Origin of the sequence: Mycobacterium sp. RTGN4 (assembly GCF_033804635.1) — a bacterium.
GTDB lineage: Bacteria > Actinomycetota > Actinomycetes > Mycobacteriales > Mycobacteriaceae > Mycobacterium.
Map to the genome: position 1 here is coordinate 178,975 of NZ_JAPZLB010000009.1, position 15,539 is coordinate 194,513.

General features: G+C 66.2%; 13 protein-coding genes. 7 read left to right on the forward strand and 6 right to left on the reverse strand.

What is annotated here, in order from left to right:
* Positions 1 to 3 precede the first annotated feature (3 nt).
* Positions 4 to 372: a nuclear transport factor 2 family protein gene (locus SLQ30_RS20640; protein WP_319448128.1), complete on the reverse strand. Its 369-nt coding sequence runs from the start codon at positions 370 to 372 to the stop codon at positions 4 to 6.
* A 58-nt stretch (positions 373 to 430) separates the two neighbouring features.
* Here SLQ30_RS20640 and SLQ30_RS20645 point away from each other — a divergent pair, with 58 nt between their 5' ends.
* From SLQ30_RS20645 to SLQ30_RS20655, 3 genes are all read left to right on the forward strand, one after another.
* On the forward strand, positions 431 to 910 hold the full coding sequence (locus SLQ30_RS20645; protein WP_319448127.1) for a MarR family winged helix-turn-helix transcriptional regulator: 480 nt from the start codon (positions 431 to 433) through the stop codon (positions 908 to 910).
* Between the two features lie 139 nt (positions 911 to 1,049).
* Positions 1,050 to 2,552 carry a M28 family metallopeptidase gene (locus tag SLQ30_RS20650; protein ID WP_319448126.1) on the forward strand — a complete coding sequence of 501 codons (1,503 nt, stop codon included), beginning with the start codon at positions 1,050 to 1,052 and terminating at the stop codon, positions 2,550 to 2,552.
* Positions 2,549 to 3,985: a M28 family peptidase gene (locus tag SLQ30_RS20655; RefSeq protein ID WP_319448125.1), complete on the forward strand. Its 1,437-nt coding sequence runs from the start codon at positions 2,549 to 2,551 to the stop codon at positions 3,983 to 3,985. Before SLQ30_RS20650 ends, SLQ30_RS20655 begins: the two co-directional genes overlap by 4 nt.
* 27 nt (positions 3,986 to 4,012) lie before the next feature.
* On the opposite strand, the gene SLQ30_RS20660 is transcribed toward SLQ30_RS20655, so the two are convergent.
* The 4 genes from SLQ30_RS20660 to SLQ30_RS20675 form a co-directional block, all read right to left on the reverse strand.
* Positions 4,013 to 5,191: an aromatic ring-hydroxylating dioxygenase subunit alpha gene (locus SLQ30_RS20660; protein WP_319448124.1), complete on the reverse strand. Its 1,179-nt coding sequence runs from the start codon at positions 5,189 to 5,191 to the stop codon at positions 4,013 to 4,015.
* A gap of 103 nt (positions 5,192 to 5,294) precedes the next feature.
* Positions 5,295 to 6,179, reverse strand: coding sequence for an ABC transporter permease (locus SLQ30_RS20665; RefSeq protein ID WP_319448123.1), 885 nt, complete (start codon positions 6,177 to 6,179; stop codon positions 5,295 to 5,297).
* Positions 6,176 to 7,129, reverse strand: coding sequence for an ABC transporter permease (locus tag SLQ30_RS20670; RefSeq protein WP_319458333.1), 954 nt, complete (start codon positions 7,127 to 7,129; stop codon positions 6,176 to 6,178). Before SLQ30_RS20670 ends, SLQ30_RS20665 begins: the two co-directional genes overlap by 4 nt.
* Positions 7,087 to 8,361 carry a spermidine/putrescine ABC transporter substrate-binding protein gene (locus tag SLQ30_RS20675; RefSeq protein ID WP_319448121.1) on the reverse strand — a complete coding sequence of 425 codons (1,275 nt, stop codon included), beginning with the start codon at positions 8,359 to 8,361 and terminating at the stop codon, positions 7,087 to 7,089. The genes SLQ30_RS20670 and SLQ30_RS20675 overlap by 43 nt, the downstream gene beginning before the upstream one ends.
* 71 nt (positions 8,362 to 8,432) lie before the next feature.
* Between SLQ30_RS20675 and SLQ30_RS20680 the strand changes: the two genes are divergently transcribed.
* Together SLQ30_RS20680 and SLQ30_RS20685 are read left to right on the forward strand one after the other, a co-directional pair.
* Positions 8,433 to 9,809, forward strand: a complete 1,377-nt coding sequence (locus tag SLQ30_RS20680; RefSeq protein ID WP_319448120.1) for an aspartate aminotransferase family protein — start codon at positions 8,433 to 8,435, stop codon at positions 9,807 to 9,809.
* A gap of 10 nt (positions 9,810 to 9,819) precedes the next feature.
* A complete protein-coding gene (locus SLQ30_RS20685) occupies positions 9,820 to 10,998 on the forward strand; it encodes an ABC transporter ATP-binding protein (RefSeq protein WP_319448119.1) in 1,179 nt (392 codons plus the stop codon).
* Here the strand turns inward: SLQ30_RS20685 and SLQ30_RS20690 are convergent.
* The gene (locus tag SLQ30_RS20690) at positions 10,979 to 11,644 is read right to left on the reverse strand and encodes a TetR/AcrR family transcriptional regulator (protein ID WP_319448118.1); all 666 of its coding nucleotides are present in this window, start codon (positions 11,642 to 11,644) and stop codon (positions 10,979 to 10,981) included. The two genes, SLQ30_RS20685 and SLQ30_RS20690, sit on opposite strands and share 20 nt — an antisense overlap.
* Before the next feature lie 131 nt (positions 11,645 to 11,775).
* Between SLQ30_RS20690 and SLQ30_RS20695 the strand changes: the two genes are divergently transcribed.
* Together SLQ30_RS20695 and SLQ30_RS20700 are read left to right on the forward strand one after the other, a co-directional pair.
* Complete coding sequence (locus SLQ30_RS20695) at positions 11,776 to 13,422, forward strand: NAD(P)/FAD-dependent oxidoreductase (protein WP_319448117.1); 1,647 nt, start codon at positions 11,776 to 11,778, stop codon at positions 13,420 to 13,422.
* A gap of 3 nt (positions 13,423 to 13,425) precedes the next feature.
* Positions 13,426 to 15,528, forward strand: coding sequence for an acetate--CoA ligase family protein (locus SLQ30_RS20700; RefSeq protein WP_319448116.1), 2,103 nt, complete (start codon positions 13,426 to 13,428; stop codon positions 15,526 to 15,528).
* Positions 15,529 to 15,539 lie beyond the last annotated feature (11 nt).

The window sequence follows — 15,539 nt, forward strand, 5'->3', positions numbered from 1 at the left end:
CGCTCACGACTCGACGAGCACCGTATACAGGTGGGTGACCCGATCCTCCGCGATGAGCGCGACGTCGAAGCCACGCGAAACCACTGTTTCGTCGGCAGGATTGACCAAATTCCATGCGAGGTAGCCAAACCCGAGCGTCTGCTGTACGGGGCCGGCCGCCCTGAACTGCAGGTCGCCGAGATGCTGTTGAAGTAGCCCGGCCTTCGTAGCAAGCGCCGCACGGCCGACCGTCACGCCCTCATCGTCGGTCCAAAGGACATCCTCGGCGTAGGTCCGGTCGATCGCCGCGCCGCGTGTTTGCGAATCGCGTTCGTTGAATACTTCGAGCAGGTTGGCATGCATCAGCCGCTCCGTTGTTTCGTTCACCGTCATGGTTGATCCTCCTTGAATTGATTGCGTGATGTTTCACTCATCGCCCATGATGTGGAGCATGGCCGACAAGATCTGGTTGACCGCCGTGCAACAGCGCACGTGGCTGAACTACATGCGCGTCTACCTGCGCATGGAGTACGAGATGAACCGCCAACTGCAGGCCGACTGCGGGCTGTCGTTGGCCGACTACACGGTGTTGAACGCGCTCTCCGAGGCGCCGGGGCGGCGGCTCCGGTTATCGACATTGGCCACGACGATGGGGTGGGAGCGCAGCCGGCTGTCGCATCATCTCCAACGCATGGCCAGCCGCGGCATCGTCGACCGGGCGCCGTCTGCCACCGATGGCCGCGCGACCGATGCGACGCTGACCGAGCGGGGTTTGAAGGAGCTGCGCGACGCGGCCCCCAAGCACGTGGCGCTGGTGCGGGAGTTGTTCTTCTCCGGTCTGCCCGCTGACCGCACCGCCGACCTCGGCGACCTCCTTGGCGAGGTGTATCAGACGATCTTGCGGGAAGGAACGCTGCCGACACCGGAGTGAGCGCAGTGGGCACTAGGTCTGGAAGTGATCCCATGACTTCTCCTTTTGCGTGAATGCCCGAGCTTCGGAAATTGCGTGACATGTCAATCAAACCGTGGGATTCCCCGGTTCATTCCCGTCCGTGACTAACCTGAACGCAATGCGGCGTAGATCTTGGGCGATGGTGGCGGTCGGACTAGCGGTGGCAATGGTCGGATGCGGGCGTACCGAGGCCCCCCAATCGAGTACGCCGACGCACGCGGCGTTGCCCTCGACACCCGCCGCGGAGTTCGGAAAGGCATTGCAGGCCAAGGTCACGACCGACGCGATGATGGCTCACCTGACCAAGTTGGCCGACATCGCCAACGCCAACGGCGGGAACCGGGCGCTGGGGTCACCGGGCTATGCCGCCAGCGCGGACTACGTCGCCAACACGCTCAAGGACAAGGGCTTCGACGTGACGACCAACGAGTTCGAGGTCCGACTGCCCTTCGCCGACGAACCCGTGGTGACCGTCGGAGGCCAAACCGTGAAGGCGGCGCCGTTGAAGTTCACCATCGGCACCCCGGCGGGTGGCCTGAGTGCCCCGCTGGTTGCCGCGCGCAGCGATGACACGCCTGGCTGCACCGCGGACGACTACGACGGGCGTGGCGTCGCGGGCGCCATCGTGTTGGTGGACCGTGGCTCCTGCCCGTTCTCCGAGAAGCAGACGGCGGCGGCCAAAAGCGGCGCGGTCGCGCTGATCGTCGCGAACAACACCGAAGGAGACAAGTTCCAAGGCGGCACACTTGGCGAGCGGACCGACGTCAAGATTCCGGTCATCGGCATCACCAAGGCCGACGGAGCCCGGCTGCGGGCCAACCCGGGCCCTGCCACCATCAAGCTCAACGCGGGGGTGCGAGTCGAGCGCACGCATAACGTCATTGCGCAGACCAAGACCGGGTCGACGCACGACGTCGTGATGGCAGGCGCCCACCTCGACAGCGTTCCGGAGGGCCCCGGCATCAACGACAATGGCTCGGGCGCAGCGGCGGTACTGGAAACCGCTGTGCAGCTGGGTAGTTCGCCTGACGTGCGCAACGCGGTGCGGTTCGGCTTCTGGGGCGCCGAGGAGGAAGGTCTGGTGGGCTCGACCAACTACATCGAGAGCCTCGACGTCGAGGCGCTCAAGGACCTCGCGTTGTACCTGAACTTCGACATGCTCGCCTCGCCCAACCCTGGGTACTTCACCTACGACGGCGACCAGTCGGCGCCGCCCTCCTCCGAGGTGCCGCGCGTGCCGGAGGGCTCGGCGGGTATCGAACGGACGCTCGCGGCCTACCTTCAGAACGCGGGAAAGACGTCGCAGGACACCGACTTCAACGGCAGGTCCGACTACGACGGCTTCACGCAGGCGGGCATTCCGGCCGGGGGGTTGTTCTCCGGGGCCGAGGAGAAGAAGACCGAGGATCAGGCCAAGCTATGGGGCGGTGACGCGGACCAGCCGTTCGATCCGAACTATCACAAGTCCACCGACACGCTCGATCACATCGACCGCACGTCGCTCGAAATTCAAGGCAGGGGAGTCGCATTCGCCATCGGGTTGTATGCGCAGGACCAGACGGGCCGCAACGGCGTACCCGTTCGAGACGATCGCACGCGCCACACGGTGTCGGACTCGTGAGGTCGGCGGCGCTACTCGCCGCAGTCGCGCTGGCGCTGGCCGGGTGTTCCTCGGCGCCGCCGTCCTCCGCACCCGCTGACCCGGCCCGCGAACTGGCGTCCAAGGTCACCATCGACGGCGTCTATGCCCACCTGCGCAAGCTCGCCGACATCGCGACGGCCAACAAGAACAGTCGCGCTGAGGGCACCCCCGGGTACGAGGCCAGTGTCGATTACGTGGCAGGAATGTTGCGCGACAAGGGTTTCGACGTCCAGACCCCGGAGTTCGAGCGCGTCGCCCTCCAACAGCCCGGCAACCCGACGCTGACCGTCGCGGGCCGCAGCTTCTCCGTCGACCAGGCGTCGCTGCTCGTCGGCACCGCGGCCGGTGGCTTGTCCGCGCTGACGCTGCGGCCCGCCAAGCCGGCCGGCTGTGCGGCCGCCGACTACGGTTCGGTGAACGTGAAGGGCGCGCTCGCCGTGGTCGACGACACCGGGTGCTCGGTGGTCGACAAGCAGAACGTCGCGGCGGCCGAGGGCGCGGTCGGGCTGCTGGTGGTCAGCGAGCCAGGTCCGAACGGACCCGCGGCCGGGCTCTTCACCCCCGGCTACTACCAAGACTTGAAGAACCCGGTGGCGGTCATCGGCAAGGACGTCGACGCGCAGCTTCGCCGCACCTCTGTGCCCGTCAAGCTGACTCTGGACGCGAAGTCCGTCATGGTGAAGTCCCGAAACGTCGTGGCGCAAACCAAGACCGGCGATCAGCACCGCGTGGTGGTGGCGGGTGCTCACCTGGACACGGCTCCGCGCAGTCCCGGAATCAACGACAACGGGACCGGGGTCGCGGCGGTGCTCGAGACCGCGCTGCAACTCGGCGGATCGGCGCCGCTCACCAATGCGGTGCGGTTCGCGTTCTGGGGTTCGCAAGAGGCTGGTCTGGCTGGCTCGTCGAAATACGTTCAGGGACTTGGCCGTGAGGGGCTTGGCGATGTCGCGCTGTACTTGAACTTCGACGCGCTCGGCTCGACGAACGCCGGATTCTTCACCTACGACGGCGACCAGTCCGGAACGCCCAACCCCAGCGTGCCCGCGGCCAGCGTGCCTGCGGGTTCGGCAGGCATCGAACGCACCTTGGCCGGTTACTTGAACCTCGCAGGCGTGCGGCCAGCCGACATGCCACTGGGCCGCGCCAGCGACTACAGCCCGTTTCTCTTGGCCGGAATTCCGATCGGCGGGCTCACCGCAGGCACGAACCAACGGAAAACCGAAGTGCAGGCCAGGCTTTGGGGTGGTCGGGCCGGGCAGCCATTCGATCCGAACAATGGCACTCCCATAGATGACATCGACAACGTCGATCGGCACGCGCTGTCGATCACCGCTCCCGCGGTGGCCTTTGCCGTAGGTACCTACGCCCACTCGACCGAAGGGGTCAACGGCGTCCCGCCGCGGAGCTGACGGCCTCAGGAGATCCCAAGCATTCGGTCACGGCGACGCGTCAGCAGGATCAGCGTGGGAATGGCCCTGGTACGAACGGGCAACACGGGTGACGAACTGGTAGACGCCGTCCTCGTCGGGTGCCATCGGACCCGGGCGCGCGTGCGGTGAGCTCAACCCGCGCTGTACGGATTCGCAGGCGGCCCAGTCCTGCCGGTTGGTGAGGTCCCAGAAGTCCACCGCGTAGGACGGATCGAAGTCGGCGCTGGCCGCGACCTCGGTGGGGAACGCCCATGCGCATTCGACGTGCGTGCGATCCGCGGCCAACGGCGTCATGAGATGGGTCATGACGTAGTCGGGATGCAGGCTGACGAGCAGGTTGGGGTATCCGACGACGTACATCACCGTGCGGAGCTCGTGTTCGGAGAGGCCCGCAATGGCGACGCCGCCGCTGGCGCCGGTGAGCGACATGGTCTCCGCTTCGTCGATCATCGACATCCAGCCGCCGATCCAAGCCCCGTCGGTCTGGAGATTCTCGCCGCTCGTCGGTGGGCTGATCCGGGACAGTTCGGGGTGAATGCTCGAGCAGTGGTAGCACTCCTGGTAGTTCTCGGCGATGACCTTCCAATTGGTGGCGAGTTCGTAGGAGTGGCGGGCGACCACGGTCAGGTCCTCGGGGCGGTACGGGGCGATGACGTTCTCCATGCCTGCGACGTGGGCGCTGAACTCGACGTCGCATCCGCTTGGGTCGACGAACAACCAGCCGTGCCAGTTGGTCAGCCGTAGCGGGGCAAGCCCGAACTCCTCGGGTGAGAAGCCGTCGACTTCGGAGAATCCCGGTGCATTGCGCAGCCGACCGTCGAGTCGGTAGGACCACGCGTGATACGGACATACGATGTTGCGGCGCTTGGCACTTGCGCCGCACGCGAGCAGTTCGTGCCCGCGGTGCCTGCAGGTGTTCGCGAAGGCGCGAGTGACGTCATCCTCGCCCAGGACCAGTAGCACGGCGTTGGCCCCCGAGCCCACCGCCCGTTGGGCGCCTACTCCTGCGAGCTCGTTCGCGTGGCCCACGCACCTCCAGCCGGAGAAGATGTTGGCCTGCTCCCACTCGAACACCGCTTGGTCGACGTACGCCTCGCGAGGCAGCATGCGAGACCGCCCGAAGGGCGCGAGCGCCGCGGCGAGATCGTCGGCGGGAACCGGTGCCGGGCTGTGCTGTTTGAACATACAGTCAGTTTAGTGCGCAAGCGTGCCCCGGTCTACCGGCCGAGCAGACGCAAATGTGCCAGGAAACCGGCGTGTCGCGGCACAGATGCGTCTGCTCGCGGGGCTAAAGCTCGCCTGCGAAGGCCCCGATGCCGCGGTCGGCCGTGGTGTCGTCGTTGCGCGTCATCCGCCGGAAGATCAGGAAGCCCACCACGACCGCCGCGAGTGACGCCACCAGCAGCAGCGTCGCAAGGGCGTTGAGCGCAGGCGTCGGCGCCGCGCGGGCGGTGTTGTAGATCTTCACCGACACCGGTTCGGTCGATGCGCCGATGGACAGGTAGCGCACCAGCACGAAGTCGTCGATGACGTCGGCGAACACCAGCACCGTGCTGGCGAAGATCGCTGGCATCAGCATGGGCAGCGTGACCCGGCGCAGCGCTCCGAAGGCCGACGCGCCGAGATCCGTTGCGGCTTCTTCATATTGCTTGCCGATGGTGGCCAGCCTGGCCCGCACCAACACCGCCGGGTAGGCCACCTGGTACGTCACCAGCCCGACGACCTGTGCGGAGGTGCCAAGGCCGATCGGGAGCGCCAGGTTGGTCACCACGAACAGCAGTGCCACCGCAAGCAGCACTTCGGGAATGACGAACGAGATCAGCATCAGCACGTTCGCCCCGGAGGGCAGTCGGCCGCGCCACCGGTCGATGCCGATTGCGAACAGCACTCCAAGCGGCACGCAGATCACGGTGGTGATGACGCCGAGTTTCAGGGTCTGCAATAACGCGGTGTGCAGCGCGGCGTCGTGCCAGACCGACCGGGTCTGGTCACCCCAGTACCACCGAAAGGAAAAGCCTTGCCAATTGGTTCGGGAGCGGCCGTCGTTGAACGAGAACATCACGGCGATGAGCACCGGCAGCAGTGACCACACCAGATACCCGATGGTGATACCGGCCAGTACCCTTGGCCGCCGCCAGGGATCGCGATACCAACCGATCGGGCCGCGCGTCACGTGCGTACCTCGTCTCCGCGCAGCGTCGTCCTGACGTAGTAGAGCATCGGAAGAATGGTCGCGACCAGCACCAGCATCACGAATGCCCCGGCCTGTCCGGTCTGACCAGGCGCCTGCACGCTGTCGTTGATCAGGTTGCCGACCATCGCCGTCTTGGGCGATGCGGAGAGCAGGTCGTTGGTGAAGTAGTCGCCGAGCATGGGCAGGCACGTCAACAGGACGGCGGCCAGCATCGTCGGCCTGCACAACGGCAGCGTCACGCGCAGGAACGACGACACTCTGCTCGCGCCGAGATCGCGGGAGGCCTCAAGCATCGGCTGGGACAGGCGGTCGAGTCCCGCGTACAGCGGCAGGATCATGTACGGCACGTAGCCGTACGCCAGGCCGAGGATCACCACGACCGGTTGGCCCGTCAACCAGTCCACCTGGACGTCGAACAACCCGCCGAAGTTCAGCAGCCGGTTGACAAGGCCGTCGTTCTGAAGAAGGTTGACCCAGGCCAACATTCGCATCATGTAGCTGATCCAGAACGGAGCGATCAGCAGCGCGATCAACAGGCCCTTATGCCTGCCGGCCAGCCGTGACACGTAGTAGGCCACCGGGAACGCGATGGCTAGGCAGAGGATGCTGGCCGCCCCGACGTAGCCGATGGTGCGCAGGATGGCCGGAAAGTAAACGCCCCCCGGCCCGATGCGGGACAGCACGTAGGTGAACTGATCGGCGTTCCACTCCAGCGGATTCCACACCGGAACGGCCGTCCGGAAGAGTGGATCCACTTGGCCGAACACGATGGCCAGGACCACGTAGAGCGGAGCCAGGAAGAAGAGCAGCAGCCATCCGATGCCCGGAGCGGCCAGTGCGGCCCACAGCCGGGTGTTGCGTTCGCGTTCCCGCAACAACACCGTTACTAGGACCCGCCGGCGTTGAACGCATTCCAAACGTTGTGCCACGCAGCGTCATTGGCAGCGTCGAGCTCCAACGTCCGGAAGCCGGTGTCGAAGTACTCCGGCTTGACGATCGCCGACCGCAGGTTTTCCGGGATGAACGCGTCTGCGATGAGAGAGTCCGCCGTGATGGTGTTCTGCGGGGGCTGGTAGCCGATGGCCGAGAAGTTCTCCTTGGCCACTGCGGGATCGAGCATGTGGTTGAGGAAGAGGTGCGCCGCCACCGGGTTCTTGCCGCCCTTGAGCGTGACCAACATGTCGTTGTCGACCAAGCCCTTGCCGTCCTTGGGGAACCAGTACTGAAGGATCTCCGTGCCCACCCCCTCGGGAAGGTAGGACTGCGCGTTGATGATGTCGCCGGACCACATCTGACACAGCCCGATCTGCCCCGCGGGCATGTCGCTGTACATCGTGATGGTGACCTTGGGCGAGGTTGCCTTCACCAGCGCGGAGAGTTGCTCGCCGACCATCTTCAGGTCGTCGGCCGACGACGTGTTGACGTCGGTGATGCCCTGCTTCAACAGCACCATCGCCATCGCGGTGTGCCAGTCGTCGATGATCGCGGTCTTGTCCTTGTACTTCGGATCCCACAGCGACTCATAGGGATTCTTCAGCGCACCGATGTCGGCGGGCACTTGGTCGTTCCGCCAACCGATTCCGGTCGTGTAGATGGTGTACGGCACGGTGTACTGCCAGCCCTGGTCGTACCACGGGTTGGTGAACGTCGGCCACACGTTGGAGATGTTCGGGATGTAGCTGTGGTTCAGCGGGCGCACCAGCCCGCCGGTCACAAGCCTGCTCATCTCGGTGTAGTTGGCGTTGTAGATGTCGAAGTCCACCCCGCTGCGCAGCTTGGTGATGGCCTCGTCGCCGTCGTTGAACGTCGAGACCTCGACCTTGACGCCGTACTTCTCCTCGAATCCCTTGATGGCTTGGGGACTGAGGTAGTCGGCGTAGTTGTAGATCTTGAGCGTCGCGCCCTTTTCCGGGGCCAGCCCGTCGGCGATGGGCTTGTTGTCATCGGGGATGGGCCATTTCACCGGGCTGTCCGGTTTGGCGAGCGTGAGGGTCGGTCCGGATGACGGTGTTCCCCCTGGCCCCGACTTGGAGCACGCAGCAAGGAATGCGCCGAGTGTCGGTGCGGCCGCGGCGAGTATTGCCGCGCGCTGCAGGAACTGTCGACGGTTCGGAGCGGGTTTGTTGGGCACGGGCATCTGGGCCTCCCCGAAGGTTTCCATGTCTTGTGGCTGTTAGCGACTCTCGCATAGACTGAATGCTCAGTCAACCGCTGGAGAGTGGAGGTTCTACCGTGTCTTCCACGGTGATGCAGAGCCCGGTGTCGGACGCCGTGGATGAGTTGATCGCCGAGGAAGAACGCGTGTTCCTTCGCCGCCAGCCCCGCAGCACCGAACTCATCGCACTGGCCCGTGAACACCTCGCGGGCGGGGCCACGTCCAACTGGCAGATCGCCCAACCGCAGGCCGTCTGGATGAGTCACGGAGCAGGCTCCAAGGTCTACGACGTCGACGGCACCGAGTACGTCGACATGCACGGCGGCTACGGTGCTTCCATTGCAGGACATGCACATCCGGCGATCGTCGCCGCCGTCAGCAATCAGGTTCGGCGCGGCACGCACTTCGCCCAGCCCACCGAGGACGCCATCTGGATCGCAGGCGAGTTGGCCCGCCGGTTCGAGCTTCCGCAGTGGCGGTTCGCGAATTCGGGCACCGAGGCCACCATGGATGCCGTACACCTCGCCCGCGCGCTGACGGGGCGCGACCTCATCATCAAGGTAGAGGGCTGCTACCACGGGCACCACGACTCGGTTCAGGTGTCGGTGCTGCCGGAGGCTGACGAAGTCGGCCCGCGCGACCATCCCATCGGCGTGCCTGGGAACTCCGGCATCCCCGCCGCGATCCGAGACCTGGTGATCGTGGTGCCGTTCAACGACACGTCCGCGGTGGCGCGGGCATTGGCCGAACACCGCGGTCAGATCGCCGCGATGATTCTCGAACCGGTGATGATGAACGCGGGCATCATCCCGCCAGACGACGGCTACCTGGCCGTCATACGCGACCTCGTACACCAAGAAGGCGCGCTACTGATCTTCGACGAGGTCAAGACCGGCTTCACCACCGGCCCGGGCGGGGTGACCGCACTATCCGGCGTCGTGCCCGACATGATCTGTCTGGCAAAGGCATTGGGCGGTGGCATCTCGGTGGCCGCGATCGGCGGGACCGTGGAGGTGATGTCGGCGATCGCCGACGGTCGCTACGAACAGGTCGGCACCTTCAACGGCAACCCGCTGGCGATGGCGTCCACCCGCGCCACCCTGTCCGAGGTGCTCACCCCGGACGCGTACCGCCATCTGCATGGGCTCGCGACACACCTGCGGTCGTCGCTGGAGTCCGTCATCGCGGAGCACGGCTACGACTGGCACGTCGTATCGGTGGGCGCCAAGGGCTGCGTGACGTTCCGTCGCGACCGGGTGCGGGAGTTCCGTGACTTCCTCGGCATCGACGCCAGACTCGGGCACCTGCATTGGCTCGTTCAGCACAATGGCGGGGTTTTTCTGCCGCCATGGGGGAAGGTGGAGCAATGGCTGTTGTCCGTCCAGCACGACCGCGCCGATGTCGAGCGGTTCGTCGCGAACTTCACCCGCTTCGCCGCTGCGGTAGCGAATTGAGCGGATTCGCATGACCGACTCGGGAAATCGAGGCGGCGCGATCCGCCTGGTCGAACTGGCGAAGTCCTTCGACGGGGTGCCCGCGGTCACGGGTATCGACCTCGACATCCCTGCCGGGCAGTTCTACTCACTGCTGGGCGCCTCGGGCTGCGGCAAGACCACCACGTTGCGCATGATCGCTGGGTTCGAGAAGCCGGACTCGGGTCGCATCGAACTCGACGGCCGCGACGTGGCGGGCGATCCGCCGCACAAGCGCCCGGTCAATACCGTGTTCCAGACCTATGCGCTCTTCCCATTCATGTCGGTGTGGGACAACGTCGCGTTCGGGCTGAGGTACCGCAAGGTCTCCAAGCAGGAGACCAAGGAGCGCGTCGGCGAAGCCCTGGAACTGGTTCAGATGGGCAACTACGCCAAGCGCCGCCCTGGCCAACTGTCCGGTGGCCAACAGCAGCGGGTGGCGCTGGCCAGAGCCCTGGTGTTACGCCCGCGGGTGCTGCTGCTCGATGAGCCGCTCGGCGCGCTGGATGCCAAGCTGCGCAAGCGGTTACAGCTGGAACTGCGCGCGGTCCAGCGCGAGGTGGAGATCACCTTCGTCTACGTCACCCACGATCAAGAGGAAGCGCTCACCATGAGCGACCAGATCGCGGTGCTGGCAGAGGGCAAGGTCGAGCAGGTCGGGCCTCCGCAGGAGATCTATTCGGCGCCGGCCACCACGTTCGTCGCGGGCTTCCTCGGCGCGGCCAACATCTTCGACGCCGAGGTGCTCGAACTGGACGGCTCCTCGGCCGTATGTTCGGCGCTGCACACCCGATTGGGTGCGGCTGTTGACGGCTCGACGAGCACCGGGCCCGCGGCCGTCGTCATCAGACCCGAGCGCATCGTGCTACAGGATCCGGATGTACCAGTAGCTCAGGGGCACAACGCCATTCGTGGCATCGTCTCCGAAGTGGTGTATCTCGGCTCGTGTACCCAGGTCCACGTCGATGTCGGCGCCCCTTCTACGATGATCGTCGAGGTGCCCAACGCGTCGGGGCCGACGTCGGTGTCGCACCAGCCGGGTGCGGCCGTCGCGTGCATCTGTACCCACGATGCCGTCCGGGTGCTGCATCGCAGTAGCGCGCAACCGGTAACCGATCCGGTGGTGGACGACCTGGAAGGCGCCGACGAGCTCAGTTCTTCCTCGCTGTAGCGGTTTTCCGCGCAGCACGCTTCCTGACGGGCGGTAGGTTGAGCTCGCGTTCGGCGAACCGCATCGCGATGTCGTAGGCGATATTCGAGTCGACCTCGGGATCTTCCAGCGCCACCTGAATGGACAGCCCATCCAGTAGTGCGCCGAATTCCAGCGCGAACATCCTGGCGTCGACGGCGGCGTCCAACTCGGAAGACGCCTCCGCGGACTTGATGGCGTCGACGATCATCCCGCGCCAACGGGCGTCGAGCTCGACCCGGCCCGCCTTGACCTCGTCGTGCCGAAAAGCCTGCGCCCACAGGTCGAACCAGAGCCCCCACGCTCCGGGAATCTCGTTGTCAGCCGACGGCACGCACGTCCACTTGATCAACAGCGAAAGCCGTTCGCGCAGGGAGGTCACCTCGGCCAGCATCTTCTCGGCGGCTTCGTAGCCCGACTCCTCGGAGAAGCGCAGTGCGTCGACGAGCAGCCGGTCCCTGGTGCCGAAGTAGTAGATGACGAGCGCCGAGCTCACGCCAGCACGCTTTGCCACGTCCGCGATGCGGGTATCCCCGAAACCGCGCTCGCAGATCAGCTCTGCTGCCGCGCGCAGCATTTCGATGCGGCGGGCTTCGTTGTGCTCCGTGGCAGGTGCAGGATCGGCCATGTCTGTGAGTCTCCCCCTCTTCGATGTGGCGGCAGTGGCACTTGTCTGTAGCCTAACACTTGATTAGATTGAACAGTCAGTCAGTCCGCCGGTGTCCGGGACTCAGTGAGCCCGACGGGAAGAGGGTCCTCATGTCGAATTCGTATGACGCGATCGTGATCGGCGGCGGCCACAACGGGTTGGTCTCGGCGGCGTACCTGGCGCGCTCGGGCGCCAAGACTCTCGTGCTGGAGTCCCGCGGTGCACTCGGTGGCGCGGCCACCACCGAAGCGCCATGGGAGGACGCCCCGCACCTGCGCGTCACCCGGCTGTCGTACGTGATGAGCCTGATGCCGCCCACGATCGTGCGCGAACTCCAGCTGGCGCGGCACGGCTACAAGGTGCACCCGATGGGACCGTCCTACCAGGCGTTTCCAGAGGGCGGATCGCTGATCATCTACGAGGACGACCCCAAGCGGACCCACGAGCAGCTGTCCAAGTTCTCCAAGAAGGACGCGGACGCGCTGCCGGAGTACTACGCGTGGATCGAGGGCATCGCCGAGGTGATGGGCCCGCTGCTCACGCAGGTGCCGCCAAACATCGGCAGCAAGCGGCCGTCGGATCTGCTCGACCTTGCCAAGCTGGCCTGGCCGATGCGGAGCAGCATCACGCCGCGCCTCACCGCGGACATCACCCGACTGCTGACCATGAGCATCGCCGACCTGCTCGACGACTGGTTTGAATCACCACAAGTCAAAGGTCTGATGGCCGTCAACGGCATCATCGGTACGTGGGCCGGACCCTGCGAACCGGGCACCGCATACGTGATGGCCCATCACTCGATCGGCGACGTCGGCGACGGCCAGCTCGGCAGTTGGGGCTACCCAGAGGGTGGCATGGGTGGGGTGTCGGAGGCCATCGCGCGCTCGGCGCGCAGCTTCGGGGCCGAGATCCGCACCAACGCAAAGGTTTCGCGGGTGCTCACCAGCGGTGGTCAGGTCCGCGGGGTCGTGCTCGAGAATGGCGAAGAGCTGACGGCGCCGCTGGTGGTCACCACGCTGCACCCGAAGATCGCTTTCCTCGATCACCTTTCGCCAAATGAACTCCCCTCGGATTTTGTAGGGGACATCGAGCACTGGAAGACGCGCAGCGGCGTGGTGAAGGTCAACGTCGCACTGTCCGAGCTGCCGAGCTTCACGGCCAACCCGAGTTCCGGTGAGGCCGAACACCTCACCGGTTCGATCGAGATGGCGCCGACGATGGAGTACCTCGAGGCGGCGTTCCAGGAGGCGCGCGTCGGCAAGCCTGCGACGCTGCCATTCAGCGACGGCGTCATCCCGACCACGCTGGACAAGACGCTGAATCCCGATGGCACACACATCATGTCGCTGTTCACCCAGTGGGTGCCCGCGGAATGGGCGAACGCACCGCACACCCAGGAACTCGAGGCCTACGCCGATCGGGTGATCGACACCTACGACCAGGTCGCACCAGGCTTCAAGGCGTCGATCACGCACCGCGACGTCGTCGGGCCGCACGAGATGGAGGTGGAGTACGGCCTCATCGGCGGCAACATCTTTCACGGCGAGCTGTCGCTCGAGCAGCTGTTCCACATGCGGCCCGCACCCGGCTTTGCCGACTATCGCACCCCGATCGCGGGCCTCTACAACGGTAGCTCGGCGACCCACGCGGGTGGCGGCGTGTGTGGCATTCCCGGCTGGCAGGCCGCCAAGGCCGCGCTGGCCGACAAGAAGCGGGCCGGCGGTCGGTTGCGTTCGGTGTTGGGACGCCGGAGCTAGTCGATGGCGGATGAGCGGCGTGCCTCAGCCGTAGCCGCCATGCTCGGGGCGCGGTCCGTTGCCGTTGTGGGCGCAAGTGCCAAGCCGGGCAGCTTCGGCGAACGCATGGTCATCGAGGCGCAACGCAGTTCGTCGCGTATGCACCTGGTGAACCCTCGATACGACTGGATCGGCGAGTGGCCTTGCGTGCCTTCGCTGTCCGATCTCGACGAGGCCGTCGACATGGTGCTGCTCGGGGTTCCAGACGGCGTGTTGATCGACCAACTCAAGGCGGCCGCCGGGAGCGGGGCGCGCTCGGCCGTCTTGTTCGGCTCCGCGCATGGGCTGCGCGACGAGGTGGTGGCGGTGGCGTCCGCCGCGGGCATGGCGCTGTGCGGCGCAGGATGTATGGGCTTCGTCAACAACGCGGTCGGCGTGCGCGCGTTGGGTTACCTCGAACCCGACCCGCTGCCTGCCGGGGGAGTCAGCCTGGTCACGCACTCGGGATCGGCCTTCTCGACGATGCTGCGTGCACGCCGGGGGTTCGGCTACCGGCTTGCGGTGTCATCCGGTCAGGAGTTAGTCACCGACGCAGCCGATTACGTCGACTACGCGCTCGACGATCCGGGGACCAGGCTGGTGGCGCTGATGATGGAGTCGCCGCGCGCGGTGCCGCGACTGCGCTGGGTGCTACTCCGAGCCGCAGAGTCCGGCGTGCCTGTCGTCATCCTGCCCGTCGGAGGATCGCCGACCGGGCGTGCGATGGTGGCGGCGCACTCGGGCGCGCTCGCGGGTGAGGACGCGGCGTGGGATGCGTTCTGCGCGTCGGTGGGCGCGGTGCGGGTGCGGGACATGGCCGAGTTCGCCGACACCATCGAACTGTTCTCCGCGGGTCGACGGGCGCAACATGGGCATGGCATTGCGACGGTGCATGATTCGGGCGCCGAACGCGCGCTGACCGCGGATCTCGCCCACGAACTGGGTGTGACGTTCGCGCCGCTGTCCGACCCAACGGCGCGCGCCATCGACGAGTTGCTCGACGACGGACTGTCGGCGACCAACCCCTTGGACGTATGGGGTACCGGCGCGGACACCAGGTCGTTGTTCCGGGCGTGCCTACGGGTGATGTCCGACGAGCCCTCGGTCGCGGTCACCGCGTTGGCCGTCGACCTGGTCACCGAATTCGACGACGACACCGCCTACGAGGACGCAGTGGTAGACGTCGCCGCAGACACTAACGCACCGCTGGCCGTGCTGACGTCAGTGGCATCGGCGATCGACCGAACCGCGGCGGAACGGCTGCGCAGCAAGGGGATTCCGGTGCTCGAGGGCACCCGCAGCGGCCTGGCCGCCCTTGACCACCTGGCCCGTTGGCCGATCGAGCTAGACCACCGAGAGCCGCGACTGGACGCCGCACGGCGGGACCGGTGGCAGGCGGCGCTGCGCGACTGGGCGCCGGAGCTGGCATTCGACTTGCTCGCCGACTATGGCATCCCGGTCGCCGCCCCGCGCGTAGCGCACTCGGTCGACGAGGCGCTACGCGCAGCCGGCGCGGTTGGCTATCCCGTCGCCTTGAAAACCCTTGGTGCCGAGCACAAGAGCGACGTCGGCGGGGTGGTGCTCGGGATCGCGGGCGCGGATGCGTTGCGGACCGAGTATGCGGCGCTGTCGAGCCGGCTCGGACCCGCGGTGACGCTCCAGCCGATGGCCCCCGAGGGCATCGAGGTGTCGATCGGACTGGTGCGCGACGAGAGCTTCGGGCCGCTGCTGGTCATCGCCGCAGGCGGCACGCTGGTTGAGTTGCTCGCCGACCGGGTGCTCGTCGTTCCGCCGGTGTCGCACGCGCGGGCACTGCGGCTACTGAACGGGCTGCGGCTGCGGGCGCTGCTCGACGGCTGGCGCGGCGGGCAACCCGCGGACGTTGCAGTCTTGGCCGACGTTGTCGTCGCGTTCTCGACGCTGGCCGCCGAATTGGGCGATGCGCTCGATGCGGTGGAGGCCAACCCGGTGATCGCGTCACCGCAGGGTGTTGTCGCAGTCGATGCACTTGTTCTGACGAGTGGGGCAGAATCCTCAAGCGTGGCTTGGGACTTCTCGACCGATCCGGATTTCCAGGAGAAACTCTGACCGCGACCTGT

Bases quoted from the DNA above. Each gene is read 5' to 3' on its own strand.
- SLQ30_RS20640 (WP_319448128.1), bottom strand. From the start codon at position 372: ATGACGGTGAACGAAACAACGGAGCGGCTGATGCATGCCAACCTGCTC.
- SLQ30_RS20645 (WP_319448127.1), top strand. From the start codon at position 431: ATGGCCGACAAGATCTGGTTGACCGCCGTGCAACAGCGCACGTGGCTG.
- SLQ30_RS20650 (WP_319448126.1), top strand. From the start codon at position 1,050: ATGCGGCGTAGATCTTGGGCGATGGTGGCGGTCGGACTAGCGGTGGCA.
- SLQ30_RS20660 (WP_319448124.1), bottom strand. From the start codon at position 5,191: ATGTTCAAACAGCACAGCCCGGCACCGGTTCCCGCCGACGATCTCGCC.
- SLQ30_RS20675 (WP_319448121.1), bottom strand. From the start codon at position 8,361: ATGGAAACCTTCGGGGAGGCCCAGATGCCCGTGCCCAACAAACCCGCT.
- SLQ30_RS20685 (WP_319448119.1), top strand. From the start codon at position 9,820: ATGACCGACTCGGGAAATCGAGGCGGCGCGATCCGCCTGGTCGAACTG.
- SLQ30_RS20690 (WP_319448118.1), bottom strand. From the start codon at position 11,644: ATGGCCGATCCTGCACCTGCCACGGAGCACAACGAAGCCCGCCGCATC.
- SLQ30_RS20695 (WP_319448117.1), top strand. From the start codon at position 11,776: ATGTCGAATTCGTATGACGCGATCGTGATCGGCGGCGGCCACAACGGG.
- SLQ30_RS20700 (WP_319448116.1), top strand. From the start codon at position 13,426: ATGGCGGATGAGCGGCGTGCCTCAGCCGTAGCCGCCATGCTCGGGGCG.